General features: G+C 64.2%; 21 protein-coding genes. 15 read left to right on the top strand and 6 right to left on the bottom strand.

What is annotated here, in order from left to right; all coding sequences use genetic code 11:
- Positions 1–8 precede the first annotated feature (8 nt).
- The 3 genes from R3X27_RS14650 to R3X27_RS14640 are packed head-to-tail and all read right to left on the bottom strand — an operon-like array spanning position 9 to position 1,106.
- Positions 9–437, bottom strand: coding sequence for a DUF6314 family protein (locus R3X27_RS14650; RefSeq protein WP_317709618.1), 429 nt, complete (start codon positions 435–437; stop codon positions 9–11).
- Complete coding sequence (locus R3X27_RS14645; protein WP_317709617.1) at positions 427–576, bottom strand: hypothetical protein; 150 nt, start codon at positions 574–576, stop codon at positions 427–429. Before R3X27_RS14645 ends, R3X27_RS14650 begins: the two co-directional genes overlap by 11 nt.
- Positions 573–1,106 (bottom strand): GAF domain-containing protein, encoded by a 534-nt coding sequence (locus tag R3X27_RS14640; protein ID WP_317709616.1) that lies wholly within the window; start codon positions 1,104–1,106, stop codon positions 573–575. The genes R3X27_RS14645 and R3X27_RS14640 overlap by 4 nt, the downstream gene beginning before the upstream one ends.
- A gap of 124 nt (positions 1,107–1,230) precedes the next feature.
- Here R3X27_RS14640 and purB point away from each other — a divergent pair, with 124 nt between their 5' ends.
- Positions 1,231–2,541 carry an adenylosuccinate lyase gene (purB, locus tag R3X27_RS14635; RefSeq protein ID WP_317709615.1) on the top strand — a complete coding sequence of 437 codons (1,311 nt, stop codon included), beginning with the start codon at positions 1,231–1,233 and terminating at the stop codon, positions 2,539–2,541.
- 125 nt (positions 2,542–2,666) lie between these two features.
- On the opposite strand, the gene R3X27_RS14630 is transcribed toward purB, so the two are convergent.
- Positions 2,667–4,184 carry a malonyl-CoA synthase gene (locus tag R3X27_RS14630; RefSeq protein ID WP_317709614.1) on the bottom strand — a complete coding sequence of 506 codons (1,518 nt, stop codon included), beginning with the start codon at positions 4,182–4,184 and terminating at the stop codon, positions 2,667–2,669.
- A gap of 70 nt (positions 4,185–4,254) precedes the next feature.
- Here R3X27_RS14630 and R3X27_RS14625 point away from each other — a divergent pair, with 70 nt between their 5' ends.
- The 4 genes from R3X27_RS14625 to R3X27_RS14610 are packed head-to-tail and all read left to right on the top strand — an operon-like array spanning position 4,255 to position 7,629.
- Positions 4,255–4,509 carry a hypothetical protein gene (locus R3X27_RS14625; protein WP_317709613.1) on the top strand — a complete coding sequence of 85 codons (255 nt, stop codon included), beginning with the start codon at positions 4,255–4,257 and terminating at the stop codon, positions 4,507–4,509.
- 10 nt (positions 4,510–4,519) lie between these two features.
- Positions 4,520–5,524: a C4-dicarboxylate TRAP transporter substrate-binding protein gene (locus tag R3X27_RS14620; protein ID WP_317709612.1), complete on the top strand. Its 1,005-nt coding sequence runs from the start codon at positions 4,520–4,522 to the stop codon at positions 5,522–5,524.
- 54 nt (positions 5,525–5,578) lie between these two features.
- Complete coding sequence (locus tag R3X27_RS14615) at positions 5,579–6,220, top strand: TRAP transporter small permease (RefSeq protein WP_317709611.1); 642 nt, start codon at positions 5,579–5,581, stop codon at positions 6,218–6,220.
- Complete coding sequence (locus R3X27_RS14610; protein WP_317709610.1) at positions 6,220–7,629, top strand: TRAP transporter large permease; 1,410 nt, start codon at positions 6,220–6,222, stop codon at positions 7,627–7,629. The genes R3X27_RS14615 and R3X27_RS14610 overlap by 1 nt, the downstream gene beginning before the upstream one ends.
- Before the next feature lie 510 nt (positions 7,630–8,139).
- Here the strand turns inward: R3X27_RS14610 and R3X27_RS14605 are convergent.
- Together R3X27_RS14605 and R3X27_RS14600 are read right to left on the bottom strand one after the other, a co-directional pair.
- Complete coding sequence (locus R3X27_RS14605; RefSeq protein ID WP_317709609.1) at positions 8,140–9,198, bottom strand: sn-glycerol-3-phosphate ABC transporter ATP-binding protein UgpC; 1,059 nt, start codon at positions 9,196–9,198, stop codon at positions 8,140–8,142.
- Positions 9,195–9,995 carry an IclR family transcriptional regulator gene (locus R3X27_RS14600; protein ID WP_317709608.1) on the bottom strand — a complete coding sequence of 267 codons (801 nt, stop codon included), beginning with the start codon at positions 9,993–9,995 and terminating at the stop codon, positions 9,195–9,197. Before R3X27_RS14600 ends, R3X27_RS14605 begins: the two co-directional genes overlap by 4 nt.
- A gap of 130 nt (positions 9,996–10,125) precedes the next feature.
- On the opposite strand from R3X27_RS14600, the gene R3X27_RS14595 reads away from it, so the two are divergent.
- The 10 genes from R3X27_RS14595 to R3X27_RS14550 all read left to right on the top strand — a co-directional run bounded on the left by R3X27_RS14595 (position 10,126) and on the right by R3X27_RS14550 (position 21,528).
- A complete protein-coding gene (locus tag R3X27_RS14595; RefSeq protein WP_317709607.1) occupies positions 10,126–11,382 on the top strand; it encodes an ABC transporter substrate-binding protein in 1,257 nt (418 codons plus the stop codon).
- Positions 11,383–11,496: 114 nt separating this feature from the next.
- Positions 11,497–12,414, top strand: coding sequence for a sugar ABC transporter permease (locus R3X27_RS14590; RefSeq protein ID WP_317709606.1), 918 nt, complete (start codon positions 11,497–11,499; stop codon positions 12,412–12,414).
- Positions 12,415–12,417: 3 nt separating this feature from the next.
- The gene (locus tag R3X27_RS14585) at positions 12,418–13,263 is read left to right on the top strand and encodes a carbohydrate ABC transporter permease (protein WP_317709605.1); all 846 of its coding nucleotides are present in this window, start codon (positions 12,418–12,420) and stop codon (positions 13,261–13,263) included.
- Entirely contained in the window at positions 13,260–15,344 is a 2,085-nt protein-coding gene (locus R3X27_RS14580) for an alpha-galactosidase (protein WP_317709604.1), read from the top strand. Before R3X27_RS14585 ends, R3X27_RS14580 begins: the two co-directional genes overlap by 4 nt.
- Positions 15,345–15,503: 159 nt before the next feature.
- Entirely contained in the window at positions 15,504–16,274 is a 771-nt protein-coding gene (locus R3X27_RS14575) for an SDR family oxidoreductase (protein WP_317709603.1), read from the top strand.
- On the top strand, positions 16,271–17,176 hold the full coding sequence (locus R3X27_RS14570) for a 2-dehydro-3-deoxygalactonokinase (RefSeq protein ID WP_317709602.1): 906 nt from the start codon (positions 16,271–16,273) through the stop codon (positions 17,174–17,176). The genes R3X27_RS14575 and R3X27_RS14570 overlap by 4 nt, the downstream gene beginning before the upstream one ends.
- Positions 17,173–17,778: a 2-dehydro-3-deoxy-6-phosphogalactonate aldolase gene (locus R3X27_RS14565; RefSeq protein WP_317709601.1), complete on the top strand. Its 606-nt coding sequence runs from the start codon at positions 17,173–17,175 to the stop codon at positions 17,776–17,778. The genes R3X27_RS14570 and R3X27_RS14565 overlap by 4 nt, the downstream gene beginning before the upstream one ends.
- Entirely contained in the window at positions 17,775–18,635 is an 861-nt protein-coding gene (locus R3X27_RS14560; protein ID WP_317709600.1) for an SMP-30/gluconolactonase/LRE family protein, read from the top strand. The genes R3X27_RS14565 and R3X27_RS14560 overlap by 4 nt, the downstream gene beginning before the upstream one ends.
- Positions 18,632–20,533, top strand: a complete 1,902-nt coding sequence (locus R3X27_RS14555) for a beta-galactosidase (protein WP_317709599.1) — start codon at positions 18,632–18,634, stop codon at positions 20,531–20,533. Before R3X27_RS14560 ends, R3X27_RS14555 begins: the two co-directional genes overlap by 4 nt.
- Complete coding sequence (locus R3X27_RS14550; RefSeq protein WP_317709598.1) at positions 20,530–21,528, top strand: aldose epimerase family protein; 999 nt, start codon at positions 20,530–20,532, stop codon at positions 21,526–21,528. Before R3X27_RS14555 ends, R3X27_RS14550 begins: the two co-directional genes overlap by 4 nt.
- Positions 21,529–21,536 lie beyond the last annotated feature (8 nt).

Below are 21,536 nucleotides of genomic sequence, written 5' to 3'. Positions count from 1 at the left end.
GGCCGGGCTCATTCGCGCCGGTAGCGGGTCTCCATCAGGTAGTCCTTGCGCGGACCGGTCACGCGCCAACGCGCGCGCCAGAGCGGCCAGTCGACAAAATTGTAGCGGACATCATAGCTGTCGGGGTCGCAGAAGTGATGCGCGAGTGGCGGGGCGCCCGCCAGCGCAAAGGCGTGAAAGAACCGCCCATCGGGGAAATCGACAGCGACGCCGCCGTCTTCCGCGCGCCAATGGTAGCGGCGTTCCGCCTCGACCACCTGCCCGTCGCCAAGCGTCAACCGACCGTGTTCGGTATAGTCCAGGCCGCCGCGCGCCCTGACAAGCACCGCCCGGCCGGTCAGCCGCAGGGTTTCGCCCGCGCGCCGATCATCGATTTCGCGCTCCATCTGCCAGCTGCCTTCGAAGTCGGTCAGTCCGGTCGGTGTTTCACCGGTCATCATCCGGCTCCGGAGCGCGGGTTGGCATGAGACAGGCTTCAGCCCGCAGGACCCGCTCCCGTACGGGGCCCGCCACCGCGCGGCTTTCCGCGCTCGAGAGCGGATGCGGATGTGGATCTTCGGAAACACCCTCGCTCATGCGGACGCGCTCCACTTCAGCAGACGCGCGTCGATGGCCTCTCCGGCCTGGATGACCCGTTCGATATCGTCAGTCTGCCAGCGTCGCGGGCGTCGTTGAAACACGCAGACCGTGCCGACCGCGCCGCGCCCGGGGAAATGAATCGGTGACCCGAGATAGGCCGCCACGCCGAAATGCTCCACAGTGAGATTGCCCTGCAAGAGAGGGTGCGACAGCGCGTCGTCCACCACGAGCGGGAAATCCATCGCCACGCAATGCTGGCAGATCGAATAGGACAGATCGGCCCTGCGCGACGCCTCCGGTGACAATTCCAAGCCGCGACTGACCACGATATGGTGGTGTTCGGAGGTGAGGTAGCTGATCATGGAGATATCGGCGCGAACGCTGCGCAGGAGAGGATCGAGGATCGCAAGCAGCGCATCCTTCTCGGCCGGTTCTACCGTGAGCCTGCCCGTATCCGAATTCACGCCGTCCAGAAGCATTTCAACACACATCATAATTAAACGTTCAATACTATTCGGGTAGCGCATGCGCGCCCTTGCCGGCAAGACTCGCAAATGGGCAGGTCGCCTCTCGGCGCCGACTTGCCGAGCCGCGCCGCGCCCGGTATGACACCCGCGTTTCCGACAGGTTCTCAAACGCAAGGCTGCCCGCATGATCCCTCGCTATTCCCGCCCCGAAATGGTCGCCATCTGGTCGCCGGAGACCAAGTTCCGCATCTGGTACGAGATCGAGGCCCATGCCTGCGATGCCCAGGCCGCGCTTGGCGTGATCCCGAAGGAGAATGCCGAGGCCGTCTGGAAGGCGAAGGATGTGGAATTCGACGTGGCCCGGATCGACGAGATCGAAGCTGTCACCAAGCATGACGTCATCGCCTTCCTGACCCATCTCGCCGAGATCATCGGCAATGACGAAGCCCGCTTCGTCCACCAGGGTATGACCTCTTCCGACGTGCTCGACACCTGTTTCAACGTCCAGCTCGTCCGCGCCGCCGATATCCTGATCGCCGATGTCGAAAAGCTGCTTGCCGCCCTCAAGCGCCGCGCCATCGAGCACAAGGACACGGTCCGGATCGGTCGCAGCCACGGCATCCATGCCGAGCCGACCACGATGGGCCTGACCTTCGCGCGCTTCTATGCCGAGATGGATCGCAACCTCTCCCGCCTGCGCGACGCCCGTGCCGAGATCGCCACCGGCGCGGTCTCCGGCGCTGTCGGCACTTTCGCCAATATCGACCCCTCGGTCGAAGAGCATGTCTGCGCCCAGCTCGGCCTCGTCCCCGAGCCGATCTCGACGCAAGTCATCCCGCGCGACCGCCACGCCGCCTTCTTTGCCACGCTGGGCGTCGTTGCCAGCTCGATCGAGAATGTCTCCACCGAGATTCGCCACATGCAGCGCACCGAGGTTCTGGAGGCCGAGGAGTTCTTTTCCAAGGGCCAGAAGGGCAGCTCGGCGATGCCGCACAAGCGCAACCCGGTGCTGACCGAGAACCTGACCGGGCTGGCCCGTGTCGTGCGTATGGCCGTCGTGCCGGCGATGGAAAATGTCACCCTCTGGCATGAGCGCGACATTTCGCACAGCTCGGTGGAGCGCAATATTGGTCCGGACGCGACGATCACGCTCGATTTCGCCCTGGCGCGTCTGACCATGGTGATCGACAAGCTGGTCATCTATCCCGACAACATGATCGCCAACATGAACAAGTTCCGTGGGCTGATCATGTCCCAGCGGGTGCTTCTGGCGCTGACCCAGGCCGGGGTGAGCCGGGAGGACAGCTATCGCCTCGTGCAGCGCAACGCGATGAAGGTCTGGGAAGAAGGCAAGGATTTCAAGACGGAACTGCTCGCCGATGCCGATGTGCTGGCCGCGCTGTCCGCGGAAGAGATCGAGGAGAAATTCGACCTCGGGTACCACACCAAGCATGTGGACACGATCTTCGCACGGGTATTCGGCGAGGAGGGCTGAGACCGGGCGCTGGGCTCCGCCGCCTCGCGGCGGAGCGGCGTTCAGCCATTGCTGAGCGCCCCCCCGCTTGAGATCCTGCGCGGCGACAGGTGCCCGCTGCCGGGTCTGTCCGACCGCGCTTTACCTTAGCTGCCCTTGAAGACGTCCTTGTAGGTCTTGCGCAGCTTTTTCTTTTGCACCTTGCCCATCGTGTTCCGTGGCAACTCGTCGAGAATTTCGTAGTGGCGCGGCTGCTTGAAGCGGGCCAGATGGGCGCTGATGCCGGCCTCGATGTCCGATATGTCCAGAACCGCGCCCTGTTCGGGGACGAGTGCGGCGACGACGCTTTCGCCGAAATCCGGATGCGGCGCGCCGATCACGGCGCTCTCCAACACGCCGGGCAGGTCGTCCAGCACCTGTTCGACATCCTTGGGATAGATGTTGAACCCGCCGGAAATCACCAGATCCTTGCTGCGTCCGACGATGGTGACATAGCCGTCCTCGGAGATCGTGCCGAGATCCCCGGTGATGAAGAACCCGTCCGCGCGCAGCTCCTCGGCTGTCTTCTCTGGCATCTGCCAATAGCCCTTGAAGACATTCGGGCCGCGCACCTCGATCATGCCGACTTCGCCGGTGGGCAAGGTCTCACCGGTGTCGGGGTCGGTCACCTTGAGCTCCACCTCCGGCAGCGGGAAACCCACCGTGCCGGGGCGGCGCTCGCCCTCATAGGGGTTGGAGCTGTTCATGTTGGTCTCGGTCATGCCGTAGCGCTCGAGGATGCGATGCCCGGTCCGTTCTTCGAAGGCACGGTGGGTCTCGCTCAGGAGCGGCGCGGAACCGGAGATGAAGAGCCGCATGGTGGCGCAGAGGTCTTTTGTAAAATCCGGGTGGTCGAGCAGTCTTGTGTAGAAAGTCGGCACGCCCATCATCGTGGTCGCGCGTGGCAATGCGGCAAGCACGTGATCGAGGTTGAAACGCGGCAGGAAGATCATCGCCGCGCCCGAGAGCAGCGCGATATTGGATGCCACGAAGAGCCCGTGGGTGTGGAAGATCGGCAGGGCGTGGATCAGCACGTCGTCGCTGCTGAAGCGCCAGTACTCCGTCAGCACCTCGGTGTTTGAGAGCAGGTTGCGATGGGACAGCATCGCGCCTTTCGACAGGCCGGTCGTCCCGGAGGTGTAGAGCAGGGCGGCGACATCCTCTGCGTCGCGGTCGACCGGGTCGAAATGGGTGGGTTGGAAGGTCGCAGCCTCGGGAAAGCTGCCAGAGCCGTCGGCTTCCAGGGTCTCGAAGCGCACGCCCATGCGATTGCAGTCTCGGTGCAGTTCGTCGAGCGCATCGGCGCGGCCAAGCACCAGCCTGGCGCCGGAATTCTCGATGAAATAGTCGACCTCGAGATGGGTGTAGCCGGTGTTCAGCGGCAGGAAGACAACCCCGGCCATGATGCAGGCCGCGTAGACCGCCAGCGCTTCGGGCGATTTGTCGACCTGGGCTGCCAGCCGATCGCCGGGCGCCAACCCCATCGCGACCAGCGTATGGGCATAACGCGATGCCTCGCGCAGGAAGGCGCCGTGGGTCAGGTCATCGGTGCCGTCCATGATCAGGAACGGGGTTTCGCGGTCCAGATGCGGGGCGAAAAGGGCGTCAAAAAGCGGGTTGGGCATGGGAGGGCCTCTGACTGTCTGCTCCCCCCACCTACCTCCGGGGCGGTCGGGAGGGCAAGACATTGCCGGCATGTCGCTTCGCCGCGTGGGCCGATTTGGTGAGAAAGCCGGGGCAGGGGCGCTGTTCGCCTTGCCCACCCGGCTCGCGGGGCGGGCGGAGCAATCGGGGATACGCGGTAACAAAAAAGGCCTCTTTTCAATTGCGGCTTTTCAAAACTGCCCGGAATTTGAGCAGGTGTCGCCTTGCATCAAGACGGTCTGCAACGCAGGGTTTGCACACCCGGTCGCCGGTGCCAGGCGACGGAAGAAAAAACAGAAAAACTAGGGAGACAAAGATGCAAAAAGCCATGAAGACCGGTCTGATCGCGGCGCTCGGGATCGCTTTCGCCGGGGAGGCGCTGGCGACCGAATGGAACGTTTCGCTCTGGGGTAAACGCCGGGCTTTCACGGAGAACGTGGAGAAGCTCGCGGAACTGGTGTCCGAGAAGACTGGCGGCGAGTTCACGCTGAACATCTCCTATGGCGGGCTGTCGAAGAACCGCGAAAACCTCGACGGGATCGAAATCGGCGCCTTCGAGATGGCCCAGTTCTGCGCTGGCTATCATCCGGACAAGAACCCGTCGATCACGGTGCTCGAACTGCCCTTCCTCGGCGTGGATTCGCTGGAAAAGGAAATCGAGGTCGCGATGGCGGTGTATCAGCACCCGGCCACAGTCAAGGATCTCGGCCGCTGGAACGCCACGCTGCTGATGCCCTCCCCGCTGCCGCAATATAACGTGATCGGCAAGGGCGACGCGCCGCATACGCTGGACGATTTCGCGGGCCTCTCCGTGCGCGCCACCGGCGGTATCGGCCGGGCGCTGGAGACGGTCGGCGCGGTGCCGACCTCGATGTCCGCCTCCGAAGTGCGCCAGGCGATGGATTCCGGCGTCATCAAGGCCGCCGCCTTCGCGCCGCACGCGCATATGTCCTTCGGCACGGTCGAGAACGCGACCTGGTGGACCACCAATCTCAACCCCGGCGCCGTGAACTGCCCGGTGGTGGTCAACACGGACGCGCTGGCTTCCCTGTCGGATGCCGAGCGTGAGGCGCTGCTGGGCTCGGTCGACGAGGCGTTGGCCTATTACGTTGATTTCTACAACAACAACACCATGGCGAAATGGGGTCCGCTGCTGGAGGAAAAGGGCATCGAGCAGGTGACCTTTGACGAGGAAACGCTCGCCGCTTTCCGCGAGGCCGTGGCCGGTCCGACCGCCGAAGCCTGGGTTGAGGAGAACAACAAGCGTGGGCTTCCGGCGCAGGAATTGCTGGACCTCGTGAAATCCACCCTCGCCGAATGACCTTTCCGGGGCGCCCTGTAGCGGGCGCCCCACTCCTTTGCAGAAAGAGACGACATGGCTGGGGCCTCCTCCGTCCTGAGTGACGACTCCATTCTTTCGCGCGCGGACCGTGCGCTTTTCCGACTTGAGACCTTCCTCGCCCTGATCGGCGGCATCGCCATCTTCGGGCTGATGCTGCTGGCGGTGGTGAACGTGACCGGCCGCAACGGGTTCAACCGGCCCCTGGCGGGTTACGTGGACTGGATCGAACAGTTCATGCCGGTGATCACCATGCTGGGCGTGGCCTATGTGATGCGACTGGGGGGGCATATCCGGATGGATATCGTCGTCGGCCAACTCGGAGGCCGGGCGCTCTGGCTCTTCGAGGCCGTGTCCACATTTTGCATGCTGGCGGTGACGCTGCTGCTGCTCTGGGGCAGCTGGGCGCATTTCCAGCGCAGCTTCGATTTCGCAGCACCGATGTGGAGCCGCGACAGTACCATCGATATCGGTTTGCCGCTCTGGCCGGCCAAGCTGGTTGTGCCAGTGGCCTTCGGGGTGCTCTCCGTGCGGCTGGTGCTTCAACTCTGGGGGTTCACCCGCGCTTTCCTGCGAAACGATCCACGCCCAGTCGGGGTGCCGCTGATCGAGGATGCGGCCACGCAGGCCGCGCATGAGGCAGAGGCCGTGTCCGGTCTCGATGAGGAGACACGCTGATGGAACCCATCGATATCGGCCTCGTCGTCACCGGGCTGCTGCTGGTCCTCGTCCTGATCGGAACCCGCGTGGCCTTTGCCGCCGCGATTGCCGGGGTCACGGGACTTGTCTGGATTTTCTGGGCCAAGAAGGGCTACGATCCGGAACAGTTCATGTGGGCGCTGACCGTTGCCGCCAAGACGGCCGGGCAGGTGCCGCATTCCAAGGTCACGAGCCAGGCGCTCTCGCTCATCCCGACCTTCATCCTGATCGGCTATCTCGCCTATTATGCCGGGCTCACCAAGGCGCTCTTCACCGCCGCCAAACGTTGGGTCGGCTGGTTGCCGGGCGGTCTCGGCGTGGCCACGGTCTTTGCCACGGCTGGCTTCGCGGCCGTCTCCGGCGCCTCCGTGGCGACCTCTGCGGTGTTTGCCCGCATCGCCATCCCCGAGATGCTGGAGGTTGGCTATGACAAGCGCTTCGCGGCGGGCGTCGTGGCGGCAGCGGGCACGCTGGCCTCGTTGATCCCGCCCTCGGCGATCCTCGTCATCTACGCGATCATCGTCGAGCAGGACGTGGGCGCGTTGCTGCTCGCAGGGTTCATCCCCGGCGCTTTCTCGGCGCTGATCTATGGCGGGTTGGTTGTCGGCATGGCGCTGATCTGGAAGAAGCTCGGACCGCCGGTCACCGGTTTCACCTGGCGCGAGCGTTTCGAGTCGCTGCCTGCCGCCGCTCCGATCCTCGCCGTGGTCATCATCATCCTGTTCTTCGTCTACAACCCCTTCGGCGGCGACGCCTGGGGCACGCCGACCGAGGGCGGGGCGCTGGGCGCCTTCGTGGTGTTCTGCATCGCGATCTGGCGTGGCATGCGCTGGGGCCAGCTCAAGGACGCGCTGCTGGAGACGGCGAAGCTTTCTGTGATGATCTTCACCATCATCTGGGGCGTGCTGATCTATGTCCGCTTCCTTGGCTTCGCGGACCTGCCCGGGGCGTTCTCCGACTGGATCACCTCGCTGCAGCAGCCGCCGATGATGACGCTGCTCTTCATCCTGCTGGCCTATGCCGTGCTGGGGATGTTCATGGATGCCATCGGCATGCTGCTCCTGACCCTGCCCATCGTCTACCCGGCGGTGATCGCGCTGAATGGCGGCGAAGCGGTCACGGCGGCCGACAGCGCCTTCGGCATGTCCGCCACGGGCTGTGCGATCTGGTTCGGGATTATCGTTGTGAAAATGGCGGAGCTCTGCCTGATCACGCCGCCCATCGGGTTGAACTGTTTCGTGGTGGCCGGCGTCCGTCCGGACCTCTCGGTGCAGGACGTGTTCCGGGGCACGTCTCCTTTCTTCATCGCCGATGCGCTGACCATCGCCGGTCTGGTCATGTGGCCTGGCATCGTGCTCTACCTGCCGGGCTTGCTCCTGGGGCTCTGAAGCGCCCGCATCCCCCGGTTGCGGCAGCGTGACCGGGGGAAAGCATGCGGCATCTGCATAATTTGTCCTGTGGATAAATTTCGTCGAGGCCGGCGAGATGCAGACGTCGTGCTGACCCAGGGTCATTCGGGCGCGAGAGTTTCCGGGACAGTGGTTAATGTATGCGCTGCGAAATGGCCGTAATTCCCTGATTTATTAACGAAAGGTAAACTTGGCGAACGGTGCGTGTCGCGGTATTTGCAACGGCATCGAACTTTTGCTCGCGCGACAGATATTAACAGAATCCAGGCGACCTGTGGATAAACTTGTGGGTGTATCTTCGCTGCACGTGAGGGCTAACGCTGCGATGCAGCGTTGCGCGAGCAGCGGAGCGACGCTCGCGTGGTCCCCTTGAGAAGGGGAGGGCGGTTGCGCTCGACCTGAGGCGTCCATGGTTTCAGGACCCGAAACGGAAACCGCCCGGCACGCAGGCGCGCCGGGCGGGATGATCGCATTTCGTCGGGCTGCGGTTCAGCGAATCCGCAGTTCTGTCTGGGCGTCGAAGAGATAGGTCTTGTCGATCGGGAAGGTCAGGCCGACCGTCGCGCCGGCTTCGGTGCGATAGTCGCCGCGTTCCTCAACGACGATCCGTTCGCCGGTCTCCGAGGTCAGATAGGCAAAGGAGACGCCGCCGAGCGCTTCGGTCAGTTCAACGGTATGGGTGTCACCACTCGGGTTCATCTCCAGGTGCTCGGGGCGTACGCCGACTTGCACCTTGCGGCCGTCTTCCGGCACATTGACCGGCAGCTCCAGCTCCTTGCCAAGACCGGGCGACACGACCTTGCCAGCCGACACCGTCGCATCGACGAAATTCATCGAGGGCGAGCCGATAAAGCCGCCGACAAACTTGTTGTCCGGGTCGCGATAGAGATCCATCGGCTTGCCGACCTGCTCGATCTTGCCGTCCCGCAGGACGACGATCTTGTTGGCCAGCGTCATGGCCTCGGTCTGGTCATGCGTCACGTAGATCATCGTGGCGCCGATTTCCTTGTGCAGCCGCGCGATCTCGACCCGCATCTCGACGCGAAGCTCGGCATCGAGGTTGGAGAGCGGTTCGTCGAAGAGGAAGACCTCCGGGCCGCGAACGATGGCGCGACCGATGGCGACGCGTTGGCGCTGGCCGCCCGAGAGCGCCTTCGGCCGACGGTCGAGATAGGGGTCGAGCTTGAGGATCGCGGAGGCCCCGGCGACCTTCTCGTCGATCACCTCCTTGGGGTGTCCGGTCATCTTCAGGCCGAAGCCCATATTCTGCGCCACGGTCATGTGCGGGTAGAGCGCGTAGGTCTGGAAGACCATTGCGACACCGCGTTCGGAGGGGTCCATGTCGGTCACGTCACGATCGCCGATATGGATCTTGCCCTCGGTGGTCTCCTCGAGCCCGGCCACCATGCGCAGCAGGGTCGACTTGCCGCAGCCCGAGGGGCCGACGAAGACACAGAACTCGCCATCCTCGATCTCCAGGTCGACCCCATGGATCACCTGGACGTCGCCGAAACGTTTTACCACATTGTTCAGAACGACGCCTGTCATCCTTGTCTCCCTTCAGTTTCGCCTTCCACGGGGAAGGCCCAATGCGATGCCTCGACGGCGATCGCCTCCACACAATGCCGGAGCCGCGGTATATGCGTCTCGAGCGTCTTGATATCGGTGCGCAGCGTCGAGCCCGTCAGGCTCACCGCGCCTATCGCACGCTGCTCCTCCGTGAGGATCGGCATGGCCACGCAGATCACGCCGGCCTCATGCTCTTCGCGGTCGGTGGCATAGCCACGCTGCCGCGTCCGTTCCAGCGACTGGCGCAGCACGGCCTCGGAGGCCAGCGTCGTCGGGGTGAAGCGGTGAAAACTCTGCATGCGCAGGATCTGGTCGAGCTGGTCCTCGTCCAGATAGGCCAGCATCGCCTTGCCGACGCCGGTGCAATAGGCCGGCCCGACCTTGCCCGCATCAGAGAACATCGCCGCCTGCTCCAGCGCGTTGCGCTTGTCGACATAGAGCACGTGCCCGTAATCCATCTGCGCGAGATGAACCGTCAGGCCGGTCTCCAGCGAGAGCGCGTCGAGATGCCGTCGCGCGATCGGGGCCAGCGATGCCTGGCGCCAGGCCGCATGGGCCAACCGGACCAGCCGGACACCCAGCGAGTAGGTGCCGTTCTCCGGATTATGAACCAGCATGCCCTGATTTACTAATGTTTGCGCTAATCTGTATAACGTCGCCTTCGGCAGGACGGACATGCGCTGCAAGTCCGCGAATCGCACCGGCTTTTCCTGGGCCGCAACAAGGTCCAGGACGTCCAAAGCCTTGCCTACTGTGCCGTCACCGGCTGCCGACATACCAAATTCCTCCCAGTCGGTGCGGCGTCCTGTTTCGGGGGATTCGCCGGCTCGACTGTTGACAACCATAGGCGATTCGCGGTTAGAGTTTCAATATTCAAAACGATGTTTCATTATTTGAGACATCAGAATGAAACGCAAACGGGAGGAAACCATGCGTTCCATGCTCTCCGTGTCGATCTCGGCCATTGCCGTGGTCGCCGCTTCTGCTTCTTTCGCCGGCACCGTGAAATATTATGCCGACTATGATCCGGCCCCGCTGGCCGCCATGCAGGAGATCATCGCCGATTTCGAGGCTGCGAATCCCGACATCAAGATCGACTTCCAGAACTTCGACCACGAGGGATACAAGACCTCGATCCGCAACTTCCTGAGTGCCGACGCGCCGGACCTTGCGAACTGGTATGCTGGCAACCGCATGGCCCCCTTCGTCAACTCGGGCCAGTTCATGGATGTCTCCGATGTCTGGGAAGAGAACGGCCTGAAGGAAGATCTCGCCTCCGCGCTGCCCTCCATGACCATCGATGGCAAGCAGTGGGGCGTCCCCTATACCTACTACCAGTGGGGCATCTACTATAACAAATCGGTCTATGCCGACGCTGGCGTTGAAGTGCCCGAGACCTGGGACCAGTTCGTCGAGAATTGCGCTGTCTTCAAGGAAGCCGGCATCGACTGCCTGACCACCGGCACCAAGGCGCTGTGGCCGGGGGCTGGCATCTTCGATTACATGAACATGCGCACCAATGGCTACGAGTTCCACATGGCGCTCGCCAATGGCGAAGCCGCCTGGACCTCCGACGAGGTGAAAGCCACCTTCGCCAACTGGGCCAAGATCGTGGAGCCGGGCTACATCACCCAGAACCACGCAGCGCTTGACTGGCAGGATGCCGCAGCCCTTCTCGTGCAGGGCAAGGCCGCCAACTACGTCATGGGCAACTTCGCCGTCGCCGTGTTCAAGGAAGGCGGGCTGACCGACGAGACCCTCGGCTTCATGCCGTTCCCGACGATCAACCCGGATGTGCCGCGCGCCGAAGAAGCGCCGACCGACACGATCCACATCCCGTCGGGCGCCACCAATGTGGAAGACGCCAAGAAGTTCCTCGCCTACATGGCTGGCGCTGAAGCGCAGACCAAGATGAATGCGGCGATGGGCCAGCTGCCGATCAACAAGAACGCCTCCGTCAACGAGGACGATCCGTTCATCGTCGCCGGCTTCGAGCTTCTGTCCACCACCCCGGGCGGCATCGCGCAGTTCTTCGACCGCGACGCACCGGCCGAGATGGCCAAGATCGGCATGGAAGGCTTCCAGGAGTTCATGGTCAAGCCTGAGCGCCTCGAGCAGATCCTCGAGCGTCTCGAGAAGGCCCGCGGCCGCGTCTACAAGTAATCCTCCCTCGTGGGGCCGGGTTCGCCTGGCCCCACGACCTTCATTTCTGACCTGACACGCCATCCGGGCTGCTGACGGGTCCACCCTCAACACAAAAGCGGAAGGGTTGCGCGCATGAGCCTCGCAAGCACGGAAACCCACTCCCGGTCCTGGTGGCGAGAGAACCAGCAGAAGCTGACTCCCTACATCTTCCTGATCCCGGGCGTGATCTTCTTTCTCGTCTACGTCATCATCCCGATTTTCGAGAGCTTCTGGCTTTCGGCCTATTCCTGGGACGGGCTTGGCGAAAAAGAATTCATCGGCATGTCGAACTATGCCGAACTCTTCGATGACGAGGCCTTCTACACCTCGCTGAAGAACAACGTTATCTGGCTGGTGCTCTACCTTCTCGCCATCCCCGCCGGACTTGGCATCGCGATCTTCCTCAACCAGAAGATCCCGGGGATGCGCGCCTACAAGTCGCTCTTCTTCTTCCCCTTCGTGATCAGCCAGGTCGTGGTCGGCCTGATCTTCGCCTGGTTCTACGCGCCGGGATTTGGTCTCTTCTACATGATCATCGAGAAGCTCACCGGCTCCGAGATCGCCATCCTCGCCGATGAACGCTTCGCCACCTACGGCATCATCGTCGCCGGCCTCTGGCCGCAGATCGCCTATTGCATGATCCTCTATCTCACCGGCCTGAACGCCGTGGATCCCGAGCAGATCGAAGCCGCCCGGCTCGACGGCGCCAAGAGCTTCAAGATGCTCTGGTACATCATCCTGCCGCAGCTCCGACCCGCCACTTTCCTGGCGATGGTTGTGACCGTCATCGGCGCGCTGCGCTCCTTCGACCTCGTCTCGATCATGACCGATGGCGGCCCCTACGGTTCCACCCGCGTGCTCTCCTTCTACATGTATGAGCAGGCGCTCTCGGAATATGGCTACCGCATGGGCTATGGTGCCTCTGTCGCGGTTGTCCTCTTCCTCATCATGATGGTCTTCATCTCCGGTTTCATCTGGAAGATGGTTGGCGACGAACGGAAAGGGCTCTGACATATGTTCCCCCGTCCTATTGAACATCAATCCAGCGCCATCCAGATCAGCTACCGTGTGCTGGTCCCGGTCGCGCTGTTCCTGTGGCTGCTGCCGCTGATCGGTGTGGCCATCACCTCGGTGAAACCGGCCTCGGATCTCGCTGCGGGCAACTATTTCGGCATGCCGAGCTCGTTTGCGATCTCCAACTACGGCGATGTCTTCACCAACTCGCCCATCGGCCAGTATATCTGGAACTCCTTCAAGGTGACGATCCCGACCGTGATCGGTACGCTGACCCTCAGCTGCCTGACCGGTTTCGCGCTCGGCATCTACAAGTTCAGAAGCAACGTCTGGATTTTCTTCATGTTCGTTGCCGGCAACTTCGTGCCGTTCCAGATCCTCATGGTCCCGGTCCGCGACATGACCGTGAATCTCGGGCTCTACAACACCACGACCGGCCTCGTGCTCTTCCACGTCGCTTTCCAGACCGGCTTCTGCACGCTCTTCATGCGCAACTTCATCCGCGCCCTGCCGCGCGAGTTGATCGAGGCCGCGCGCGTCGAGGGCGTCAGCGAGATCCGGATCTTCTGGTATGTCGTGCTGCCGCTGATGAAACCGGCCATCGCCGCGCTCGCGGTGCTGATCTTCACCTTCATCTGGAACGACTATTTCTGGGCCACCGTGCTGACCACCTCCAAGGAGACACAGCCCGTGACCGCCGGTCTCTACTCGCTGAACGGTCAGTGGATCGCCCAGTGGCAACTCGTCTCGGCCGGCGCCATCATCGCCGCCCTCCCGCCGGTTGCCATGTTCTTCCTGATGCAGAAGCACTTCATTGCCGGCCTGACACTCGGAGCCGTTAAATGATCCGAACCTGGCGGCTTGACGGTCCCCGTCAGACGCTGGCCCTGGGCTCCCGGAACGATCGCCTCCCGCGGGTGATCTACTGGGGGCCCCGGTTGCCGGATGACGAGGACATGGACGTCATCTACGACGCCCACAAGATCGACGTGACCGGCGGCAGTCTCGATGCCAACCCGGAGCTGACCATCTGTCCCGAAAGCTCGCGCACCTTCCCCGGCCAGCCGGGGCTTGTGCTGGCCGATGGCGATGGCAGCGCGCTCTACTCGCGCTTTTTCTACGAGAGCGAGGTGAAGGGCGAGAACCACATCTCGCTGACCTATTCCGACGAGGGGCTGGGGCTGGTCTATACCGCCCATTTCCTCATCGACCCCGAGACCCATATCCTGGAATCCAAGGCGGTGCTGGAGGCCAACCGGCCGGTGCGCCTGCACTGGCTGTCCGCGCCGGTCCTGCCCGCGCCGCATTACTGCGACGAGATGTGGGACTTCACCGGTCGCTGGTGCGGCGAGTTCCAGATCGCGAAGACACCCTGGACCGCCGGCGGGCGCTACCGCAACAACCGCACGGGCCGGACCGGGCATGAGGCCTTCCCCGGCCTGATCCTGCCCTGCCGCGGCGCCACCAATACCGCCGGCGAAGCCTATGCCTTCCATTACGGCTGGTCCGGCGGGCACCGCATGGTGGCCGAGGAGCTGCCCGACGGGCGGCGTCAGGTTCAGTTCGGCCATGCCAATGGCACCGAGACAGCGCCGGGCACCCGCTTCGAGACCGCGACTCTCTATGCGACCTATTCCGATGCTGGCCTCAATGGCTGCGCCGTGTCCTTCCAGCGCCACCTGCGCGACCGGATCGTCAAGTGGCCGGATCCGGATCGCCCGCGCCCAGTGCATTACAATTGCTGGGAAGCGGTCTATTTCGATCACAAGCTGCCGGTTCTGAAGGAGATCGCGACCAAGGCCGCCAGCCTCGGCGCCGAGCGTTTCGTGCTGGATGATGGCTGGTTCGGGCTGCGCGACGACGACACCCGCGCGCTCGCGGACTGGCAGGTCGATCCGCGCAAATATCCCGACGGGCTCGGGCCCCTGATCGAGCATGTCCAGTCTGAGGGCATGGCCTTCGGCATCTGGCTTGAACCGGAGATGATCAACCCGGATTCGGAGACCTACCGCGCCCATCCCGACTGGGCGCTCGGGCTCGACGACCAGATCCTCGGCCGCCAGCAGATGTGTCTCGACATGTCGAACCCGTCTGTGCGCGAGTATCTCTATGAGCAATTCGCGGACCTGCTGGGCAAGAACGACATCGATTACATCAAGTGGGACCACAACCGAGTCCTGCCGATGCCCGACGCGGCCCAGCCGCGCGGCACCTACCTGCTGCTCGACCGTCTGCGCCGGGACTTCCCGAAAGTGGAGATCGAGAGCTGTGCCTCCGGCGGCGGGCGGATCGATTTCGGCATCCTTCAACGCACGCAACGGGTCTGGCTCTCCGACAGCAATGACGCGCTGGAGCGGTTGCGCATCCAGCACAACGCGGCGCTCTTCCTGCCGATGGCGATCACCGGCTCCCATGTCGGCCCGCGCGAGTGCCACACTTCCGGCCGGGTGCTCGATATCCGCTTCCGCGCCTGGGTCGCGGCCCAGCGGCATATGGGCTTCGAGATGGACCCGCGCGAACTCAGCATAGAGGAGGTCCGCGTGCTCCAGCAGGTCACGACCTGGTGGAAGACCAACCGCCTCTGGATGACTCGCGCCGACATCCTGCGGCTCGACAGCGCGGACCCGGCGGTGATCGCCGAGCAGCAGATGGCTGAGGATGGAACGCGTTTCGTGGTCTTCGCCGGTAAGGCGGATAGCTCGACCCAGATCGCCCCGCGCCCGCTGCGCCTGACCGGGCTGGACCCGGCGGCGCGCTACCGTGTCGACATCCTCAACCGCGAGGATCTTGTCGCACTTTCCCGCGGCACCATCGCGCTGAAGGATGGCCCCATCGAAGCCTCGGGGCGCTACCTGATGACGATGGGCATCGCGCTGCCCTGGTCCTTCCCCTGCGGGATGTGGGTGGTCGAGGGCGAGAGGTTGTAAGACACGCGCGGCCGCATCCCCTCAGGGCGGATCGGCGGGTGGGTCTTGCCCGGCCGGCTGCCCCTGACCCTGCTTCGACTCGCCGCCTCGACATCCGCCCGGCGCGGGCGTCGAGTGGCACCGACTGCGCGGACCTGAACGAGCCGAAAGGAATCTGCCATGAGCGACCATCCGATCTTTCCAGACCTCGCCGGCGCCTCGGTCTTCATCACCGGCGGCGGCTCTGGCATCGGTGCCGCCCTGACCGAAGGCTTCTTGCAGCAGGGCGCCAGGGTCGCCTTCGTGCAACGGTCTGACGCCAGCGAATTCTGCGACGAGATGGAGTCGAAGACCGGCACGCGACCGCTCTACATCGCCTGTGACATCAGCGATCTCGACGCCCTGCGCGCCGCGCTCGATGCAGCGACAGAGGCGCATGGCCCGATCGGGGTGCTTCTCAACAATGCCGCCAATGACCTGCGGCAGGACACTCTGGAGCTGGACGAAGCGTTCTGGGACGCCTCGATGGCGATCAATCTCAAGCCCTATTTCTTTGCCGCCCAGCATGTCATCCCGGCCATGCAGGCCGAGGGGCGCGGCTCCATCATCAACATGTCCTCGATCAGCTACATGATGGCGACCTACGGCTACGCGCCTTATATCGCCTCGAATGCCGCCATTACCGGTCTCACGCGGACGCTGGCGCGCGAGTTCGGCCCGGACGGTATCCGGGTGAACTCGATCATGCCGGGCATGGTGGTCACGCAGAAACAACTCGACAAATGGCTGACGCCCGAAGGCATGGCCGAACACATTGAACGACAATGCCTGAAGCGGACGCTCACGCCGGAAGACATGGTGGGCGGCGCGCTGTTTCTCGCCTCCGGCGCCTCGGCGGCGATGACCGCGCAGGCACTGGTACTGGACGCAGGGGTGGTGACGACAGGATGAGCATGCTGGACTGGATTGCCGTGGATTGGGGTACGTCGAGCTTGCGTGCCTGGGGGATCGACGTGAGCGGCGCGATCTTGTGGGAGGAAAGCTCGGACAAGGGCATGGGCGGGCTCGCCCCGTCCGAATTCGAGCCGGTTTTCCTCGACCTCGTCGGAGCTCATATCGCCGGGCTGGACCGTGTCGAGGCAATCGCCTGCGGCATGGTCGGCGCGAAGCAGGGCTGGACGGAAGCAGGCTATCGCGCCGTGCCCTGCCAGCCGCTCGACCCCGACATGACCGAAGCCCCGGTTGCGGATCCGCGCCTTCGCTTCCGGATCATTGGCGGGTTGAGCCAGGCGAAACCCGCCGACGTGATCCGCGGCGAGGAGACACAGATTGCCGGCTTCCAGGCGCTGAACCCGAAATTCGACGGCGTGATCGCGCTGCCGGGTACCCATACGAAATGGGTCCATGTCAGCGCCGGCGAGGTGGTCTCCTTCCAGACTTGCATGACCGGCGACCTCTTCGCCGCCATCTCCGGCCATACCGTCCTGCGCCACTCGGTGCAGACGGAGGACTGGGATGACGTTGCCTTCCTCGCTGCCGTGGATGATGCCGTCTCCCGCCCCGAGAAGCTCGCGGCCCGCTTGTTTTCCCTGCGCGCAGAGGGCCTGCTCGCGGGGCTTGAAGCAGGGTCTGCGAAAGCCCGCCTTTCCGGTCTTCTGATCGGCGCCGAACTGGCCGCCACGCGTCCCTACTGGCTCGGCCAGGAGGTCGCCATCATCGGCGCCGGCGGCGTCTCGAAACTCTATGCCGAGGCGCTGAAAAGCCTCGGTGTCACAGCAACCCTCGCCGCTGGCGGCGCCATGGTCCTCAAGGGGCTGGCCGCCGCCCGCGCGCTCGACGGAGAAGACATATGAGCCGGACCATCATCGCCATCCTGCGTGGTATCACCCCCACCGAGGCGGTCCCCGCCGCCGAAGCCCTGATCGGGGCCGGGATCGACCGGATCGAGGTCCCGCTCAACTCTCCGGAGCCCTGTGCCTCTATCCGTGCCATGGCCGATGCCTTTGGCGCGGATGCGCTGATCGGCGCGGGCACCGTTCTGAACCTGGAGCAGGTCGACGCCGTGGCGCAGGCCGGCGGCAAACTCGTCGTCTCGCCCAATTGCGTTCCGGCGGTGATCCGCGCGACGCGCGCCGCCGGCATGCAAAGCTGGCCGGGCGTTTTCACTCCCACCGAGTGCTTTGCGGCGCTCGACGCGGGCGCCAATGGCCTCAAGCTCTTCCCCGGCAACATGGCCGGCACGGGCGGGCTGAAAGCGCTCCGGGCCGTGCTGCCGAAGTCTTGCGAGGTCTATGCGGTTGGCGGCGCCGGGCCGGAGAATTTCGGCGACTGGATCGCCGCAGGCGCCAATGGCTTCGGCATCGGTTCGGCGCTCTACACGCCGGGCATGTCCATCGCCGATATTTCCGCCCGCGCGGCAGAGATCGTCGCAGCCTATGACGTGGCCGTGTCATGACCCGCGTCTTCGACACCACGGTTTGCGACCTGGGCGAAGGTCCGCTCTGGCATCCCGAACGCGGCCAACTCTTCTGGTTCGACATCCTTGGCCGCAAGCTCCTGACCCGGCGCGGCGCCTTCAGCCGCGCCTGGCAGTTCGAGCATTGCGTCTCTGCGGCGGGTTGGGTGGATGCGGCGACCCTGCTCATCGCTTCGGCCAGCGAGCTGTTCTCCTTCAATATCGAGACCGGCGCGCGGGAGCACGTTCTGCCGCTGGAAGCCGAGAACCCCGTGACCCGCTCCAATGATGGCCGCGCGGACCCGTTCGGCGGCTTCTGGATCGGTACGATGGGGTACAATGCCGAACAGGACGCCGGCGCCATCTATCGCTACTACAAGGGCGAGCTGCGCCAGCTCTTCCCCGCCGTGTCGATCCCCAACGCCATCTGTTTCGACCCGGAGGGCCTCTTCGCGCTCTATTGCGACACGCGCGAGCATGTGATCCGCAAAATCGCGCTGGACCAGAAGGATGGCTGGCCCGTCGGCGAGTCCGAGATCTTCATCGACATGCGCAAGGATGATTGGGGCCCGGATGGCGGCGTCATCGATGCGGATGGCAATCTCTGGAACGCCCAGTGGGGCGCCAGCCGCGTCGCCGCCTATAACCGAAAGGGCGAGTTCCTGCGCGAGATCCGCTTCGCCGCCCGGCAGACCTCCTGTCCGGCATTTGGCGGCGCCGATCTGTCCGAACTGTTTGTCACCTCGGCGGCCACGGATCTGCCATCCGAGGAAATCGATGCCTGCCACGAGAATGGCATGACCTTTGTCGCCGAAACCCAGGCGCGAGGGCAAAAGGAACACAAGGTGCTGCTGTGAAATCCGAACTTGGAATCTGCTACTACCCCGAACACTGGCCCGAAGCCCAATGGGCCGAGGATGCGGCGCGGATGCGTGCGACGGGGCTGTCCTGGGTCCGCATCGGCGAGTTCGCCTGGTCGCTCATGGAGGCCGAGCCCGGCAAGCTCAGCTTCGGCTGGTTGGACCGCGCCATCGAGACGCTGGGGGCCGCCGGGCTGAAGGTCGTCCTCGGCACACCGACCGCGACGCCGCCGCGCTGGATGATCGAGAAACATCCCGACATGCTGGCGGTCGATGAAGCTGGCAACCCGCGCAAATTCGGCTCGCGCCGGCATTACTGCTTCTCGCACAAGGGGTATCGGGAAGAGAGCGCCCGCATCGCGCGCCTGCTCGGCGAGCGCTACGGCAAGAACCCGCATGTGCAAGCCTGGCAGATCGACAATGAATATGCCTGCCACGAGACGACCCTGAGCTATTCCCGCGCCGCCGTGGAAGGATTCCGCGACTGGCTGGCGCAGCGTTACCAGTCGCCCGAGGCTCTGAACCGGGCCTGGGGCAATATCTTCTGGTCGATGGAGTACAGCGATTTCAGCGAAATCGACGCGCCGAACCTGACCGTGACCGAGCCCAACCCGGCTCATGTCATGGCCTGGCGTCGCTATTCCTCGGATGCCGTCGTCGCTTACAACGCCGCGCAGGTGACCGCGCTGCGCCCGCTGACCGACAAGCCGCTGATCCACAATTACATGGGGCGCGTCCTCGAATTCGACCATTTCGACGTCGGCAATGATCTCGATATCGCCTCCTGGGACAGCTACCCGATCGGCTTTCTTTCCGACCGGTTGACCGACTCTCCCGAGCATAAGCGCCGCTACCTGCGCCAGGGCGATCCGGACATGCAGGCGCTGCATCACGACCTTTATCGCGCTGTTGGAAAGGGCCGCTGGTGGGTGATGGAGCAGCAACCCGGCCCGGTAAACTGGGCGCCCTTCAACCCGGCACCGCTGCCCGGCATGGCGCGGCTCTGGGCCTGGGAAGCCATCGCCCATGGCGCCGAGGCGGTCTGCTATTTCCGCTGGCGGCAGGCGCCCTTCGCTCAGGAGCAGATGCATGCCGCGCTGTTGCGCCCGGACAGCGCGCCTGCACCAGCGCTGGCAGAAGCCGCGCAAGTGGCCGAAGAAATCGCGAGCTTGCCGGAGATCCGCCCCGCGCAGGCGCCGGTTGCGATCCTCTTCGACTACGCCTCTGCCTGGGCCTGGGAAACCCAACCGCAAGGCGCCGATTTCGACTATTTCGAGCTGGTTCTCGACACCTATCGCGGGCTGCGCAAGCTTGGCCTCTCTGTCGATTTCCTGCCGCTCGATGCCAATGTCAGTGACCACCATCTCATCCTCGCACCGGGGCTCTTCACCCTACCGGAAAGCCTGAAGGCATCGCTCGCCGCGCGGGACGGCATCACCATTCTCGGCCCCCGTTCCGGCACCCGCAGCCCGGAATTCGAGATCCCCGTGCCGCTTCCCCCGGCGCTGCCCGGGCTCGACTCCACCATCGCGCTTACCGAAAGCCTGCCGCCATCCGCGCCGGAGCCGCTGGCGCAGGGGGGGGCCGTGCTGCATTGGCTGGAACGGCTTGAGGGCACGGCCGAGGTTGTCGAGGAAACACAGTCCGGTCAGCCGGTTCTCACGCGTTCCGGTGGGCTGCACTATCTCGCCGGCTGGCCCGATGAAACCGCGTTCGCGCGGATTCTCACGCGCGCCTGCGCCGAGCTTGGACTCGCGGTGACCGAGATGCCCGAAGGGCTGCGCTGCCGCGACACCGAGAGCCACCGATTCTATGTCAATTATGCGCCCGAGCCGATAGATTTCGATGGGGTGACCATCGCCACGGCCGGCGTTACCTGGAAGGACCTGCCATGATCCGAGCCCCATTCGGCAGCCTCAAGGATGGCCGCCCCGTCGAGCGCATCACCCTGTCGAACGACCAACTCAGCGCCTCGATCCTTACGCTCGGCGCCACGCTGCAGGATCTTCGTCTGGCCGGACTCGAACGCTCGCTGACCCTGGGCAGCGAGACCGTTGCCGATTACGAACCTGAGGGCGGCTTGCATTATTTCGGCGCTATTGTCGGCCCGGTCGCGAACCGTATCTACCACGCGCGCTGCGAGTTTGACGGCAAGACGCTGGAGTTTGACGCCAACGGGCTGGGCGGTCATGTGTTGCATGGCGGCGCGGCGGGGTTGCATCACAAGCTCTGGACCGTCGAGGACGCGACCGAAACCCGCCTCCTGCTCAGCTGCGAGGCCACGGATGGCGAGGGCGGCTTCCCCGGCAACCGGCGCTTCGAGGCGGAGTTTCTGCTCGAAGGCGCGGCGCTGACGCTTAAGCTGCGCGCCGAGACCGACGCGCCGACGCTCGTGAATCTCGCCAACCATTCCTATTGGAACCTCGGCGCGGCTGAGGATTTCCACGGCCATGTGTTGCAGATTGATGCCGAGCACTTTCTGCCCTGTGACGACACGGATATTGCCACCGGGGAGGTCGTCCCGGTCGATGGCACGGCGATGGATTTCCGGGCCCCGCGCGCGCTGACGGCGGAGGATGCCATCGACAACAATTTCTGCCTCTCCGACACGCGGCGTCCGCTCAGCGCGGCCGGCAGCCTGGCGCGCCCGGACGGCATCTGCCTGACCGTGGAGACGACCGAGCCGGGCTTGCAGATCTACGACACCCGCCACATCTCACCCGAAGGAACACTCGGCCTCGACGGCCGTATCTATCGGCCTCGCGCTGGTGTCGCCATCGAAGCGCAGTTCTGGCCCGACGCCCCCAACAAGCCCGGTTTTCCGCCGATCCGCATGGAGCCCGGTGAGGATTGGGAACAGGTGACCCGCTTCAGCTTCTCCCGGAGCTGAAGCGGAGG

This window comes from Tropicimonas sp. TH_r6 (assembly GCF_033101155.1).
In the GTDB taxonomy this organism is placed as follows: Bacteria; Pseudomonadota; Alphaproteobacteria; order Rhodobacterales; family Rhodobacteraceae; genus Tropicimonas.
This window is presented reverse-complemented; position numbering and strand designations above follow the sequence as displayed.

Excerpts from the sequence above, each read along its gene's own strand:
- R3X27_RS14625 (WP_317709613.1), top strand. The coding sequence starts at position 4,255 with ATGTCGCTTCGCCGCGTGGGCCGATTTGGTGAGAAAGCCGGGGCAGGG.
- R3X27_RS14575 (WP_317709603.1), top strand. The coding sequence starts at position 15,504 with ATGAGCGACCATCCGATCTTTCCAGACCTCGCCGGCGCCTCGGTCTTC.
- purB (WP_317709615.1), top strand. The coding sequence starts at position 1,231 with ATGATCCCTCGCTATTCCCGCCCCGAAATGGTCGCCATCTGGTCGCCG.
- R3X27_RS14615 (WP_317709611.1), top strand. The coding sequence starts at position 5,579 with ATGGCTGGGGCCTCCTCCGTCCTGAGTGACGACTCCATTCTTTCGCGC.
- R3X27_RS14600 (WP_317709608.1), bottom strand. The coding sequence starts at position 9,995 with ATGTCGGCAGCCGGTGACGGCACAGTAGGCAAGGCTTTGGACGTCCTG.
- R3X27_RS14550 (WP_317709598.1), top strand. The coding sequence starts at position 20,530 with ATGATCCGAGCCCCATTCGGCAGCCTCAAGGATGGCCGCCCCGTCGAG.
- R3X27_RS14630 (WP_317709614.1), bottom strand. The coding sequence starts at position 4,184 with ATGCCCAACCCGCTTTTTGACGCCCTTTTCGCCCCGCATCTGGACCGC.
- R3X27_RS14570 (WP_317709602.1), top strand. The coding sequence starts at position 16,271 with ATGAGCATGCTGGACTGGATTGCCGTGGATTGGGGTACGTCGAGCTTG.
- R3X27_RS14605 (WP_317709609.1), bottom strand. The coding sequence starts at position 9,198 with ATGACAGGCGTCGTTCTGAACAATGTGGTAAAACGTTTCGGCGACGTC.
- R3X27_RS14590 (WP_317709606.1), top strand. The coding sequence starts at position 11,497 with ATGAGCCTCGCAAGCACGGAAACCCACTCCCGGTCCTGGTGGCGAGAG.
- R3X27_RS14565 (WP_317709601.1), top strand. The coding sequence starts at position 17,173 with ATGAGCCGGACCATCATCGCCATCCTGCGTGGTATCACCCCCACCGAG.
- R3X27_RS14610 (WP_317709610.1), top strand. The coding sequence starts at position 6,220 with ATGGAACCCATCGATATCGGCCTCGTCGTCACCGGGCTGCTGCTGGTC.
- R3X27_RS14645 (WP_317709617.1), bottom strand. The coding sequence starts at position 576 with ATGAGCGAGGGTGTTTCCGAAGATCCACATCCGCATCCGCTCTCGAGC.
- R3X27_RS14585 (WP_317709605.1), top strand. The coding sequence starts at position 12,418 with ATGTTCCCCCGTCCTATTGAACATCAATCCAGCGCCATCCAGATCAGC.
- R3X27_RS14620 (WP_317709612.1), top strand. The coding sequence starts at position 4,520 with ATGCAAAAAGCCATGAAGACCGGTCTGATCGCGGCGCTCGGGATCGCT.
- R3X27_RS14650 (WP_317709618.1), bottom strand. The coding sequence starts at position 437 with ATGACCGGTGAAACACCGACCGGACTGACCGACTTCGAAGGCAGCTGG.
- R3X27_RS14560 (WP_317709600.1), top strand. The coding sequence starts at position 17,775 with ATGACCCGCGTCTTCGACACCACGGTTTGCGACCTGGGCGAAGGTCCG.
- R3X27_RS14595 (WP_317709607.1), top strand. The coding sequence starts at position 10,126 with ATGAAACGCAAACGGGAGGAAACCATGCGTTCCATGCTCTCCGTGTCG.
- R3X27_RS14580 (WP_317709604.1), top strand. The coding sequence starts at position 13,260 with ATGATCCGAACCTGGCGGCTTGACGGTCCCCGTCAGACGCTGGCCCTG.
- R3X27_RS14640 (WP_317709616.1), bottom strand. The coding sequence starts at position 1,106 with ATGCGCTACCCGAATAGTATTGAACGTTTAATTATGATGTGTGTTGAA.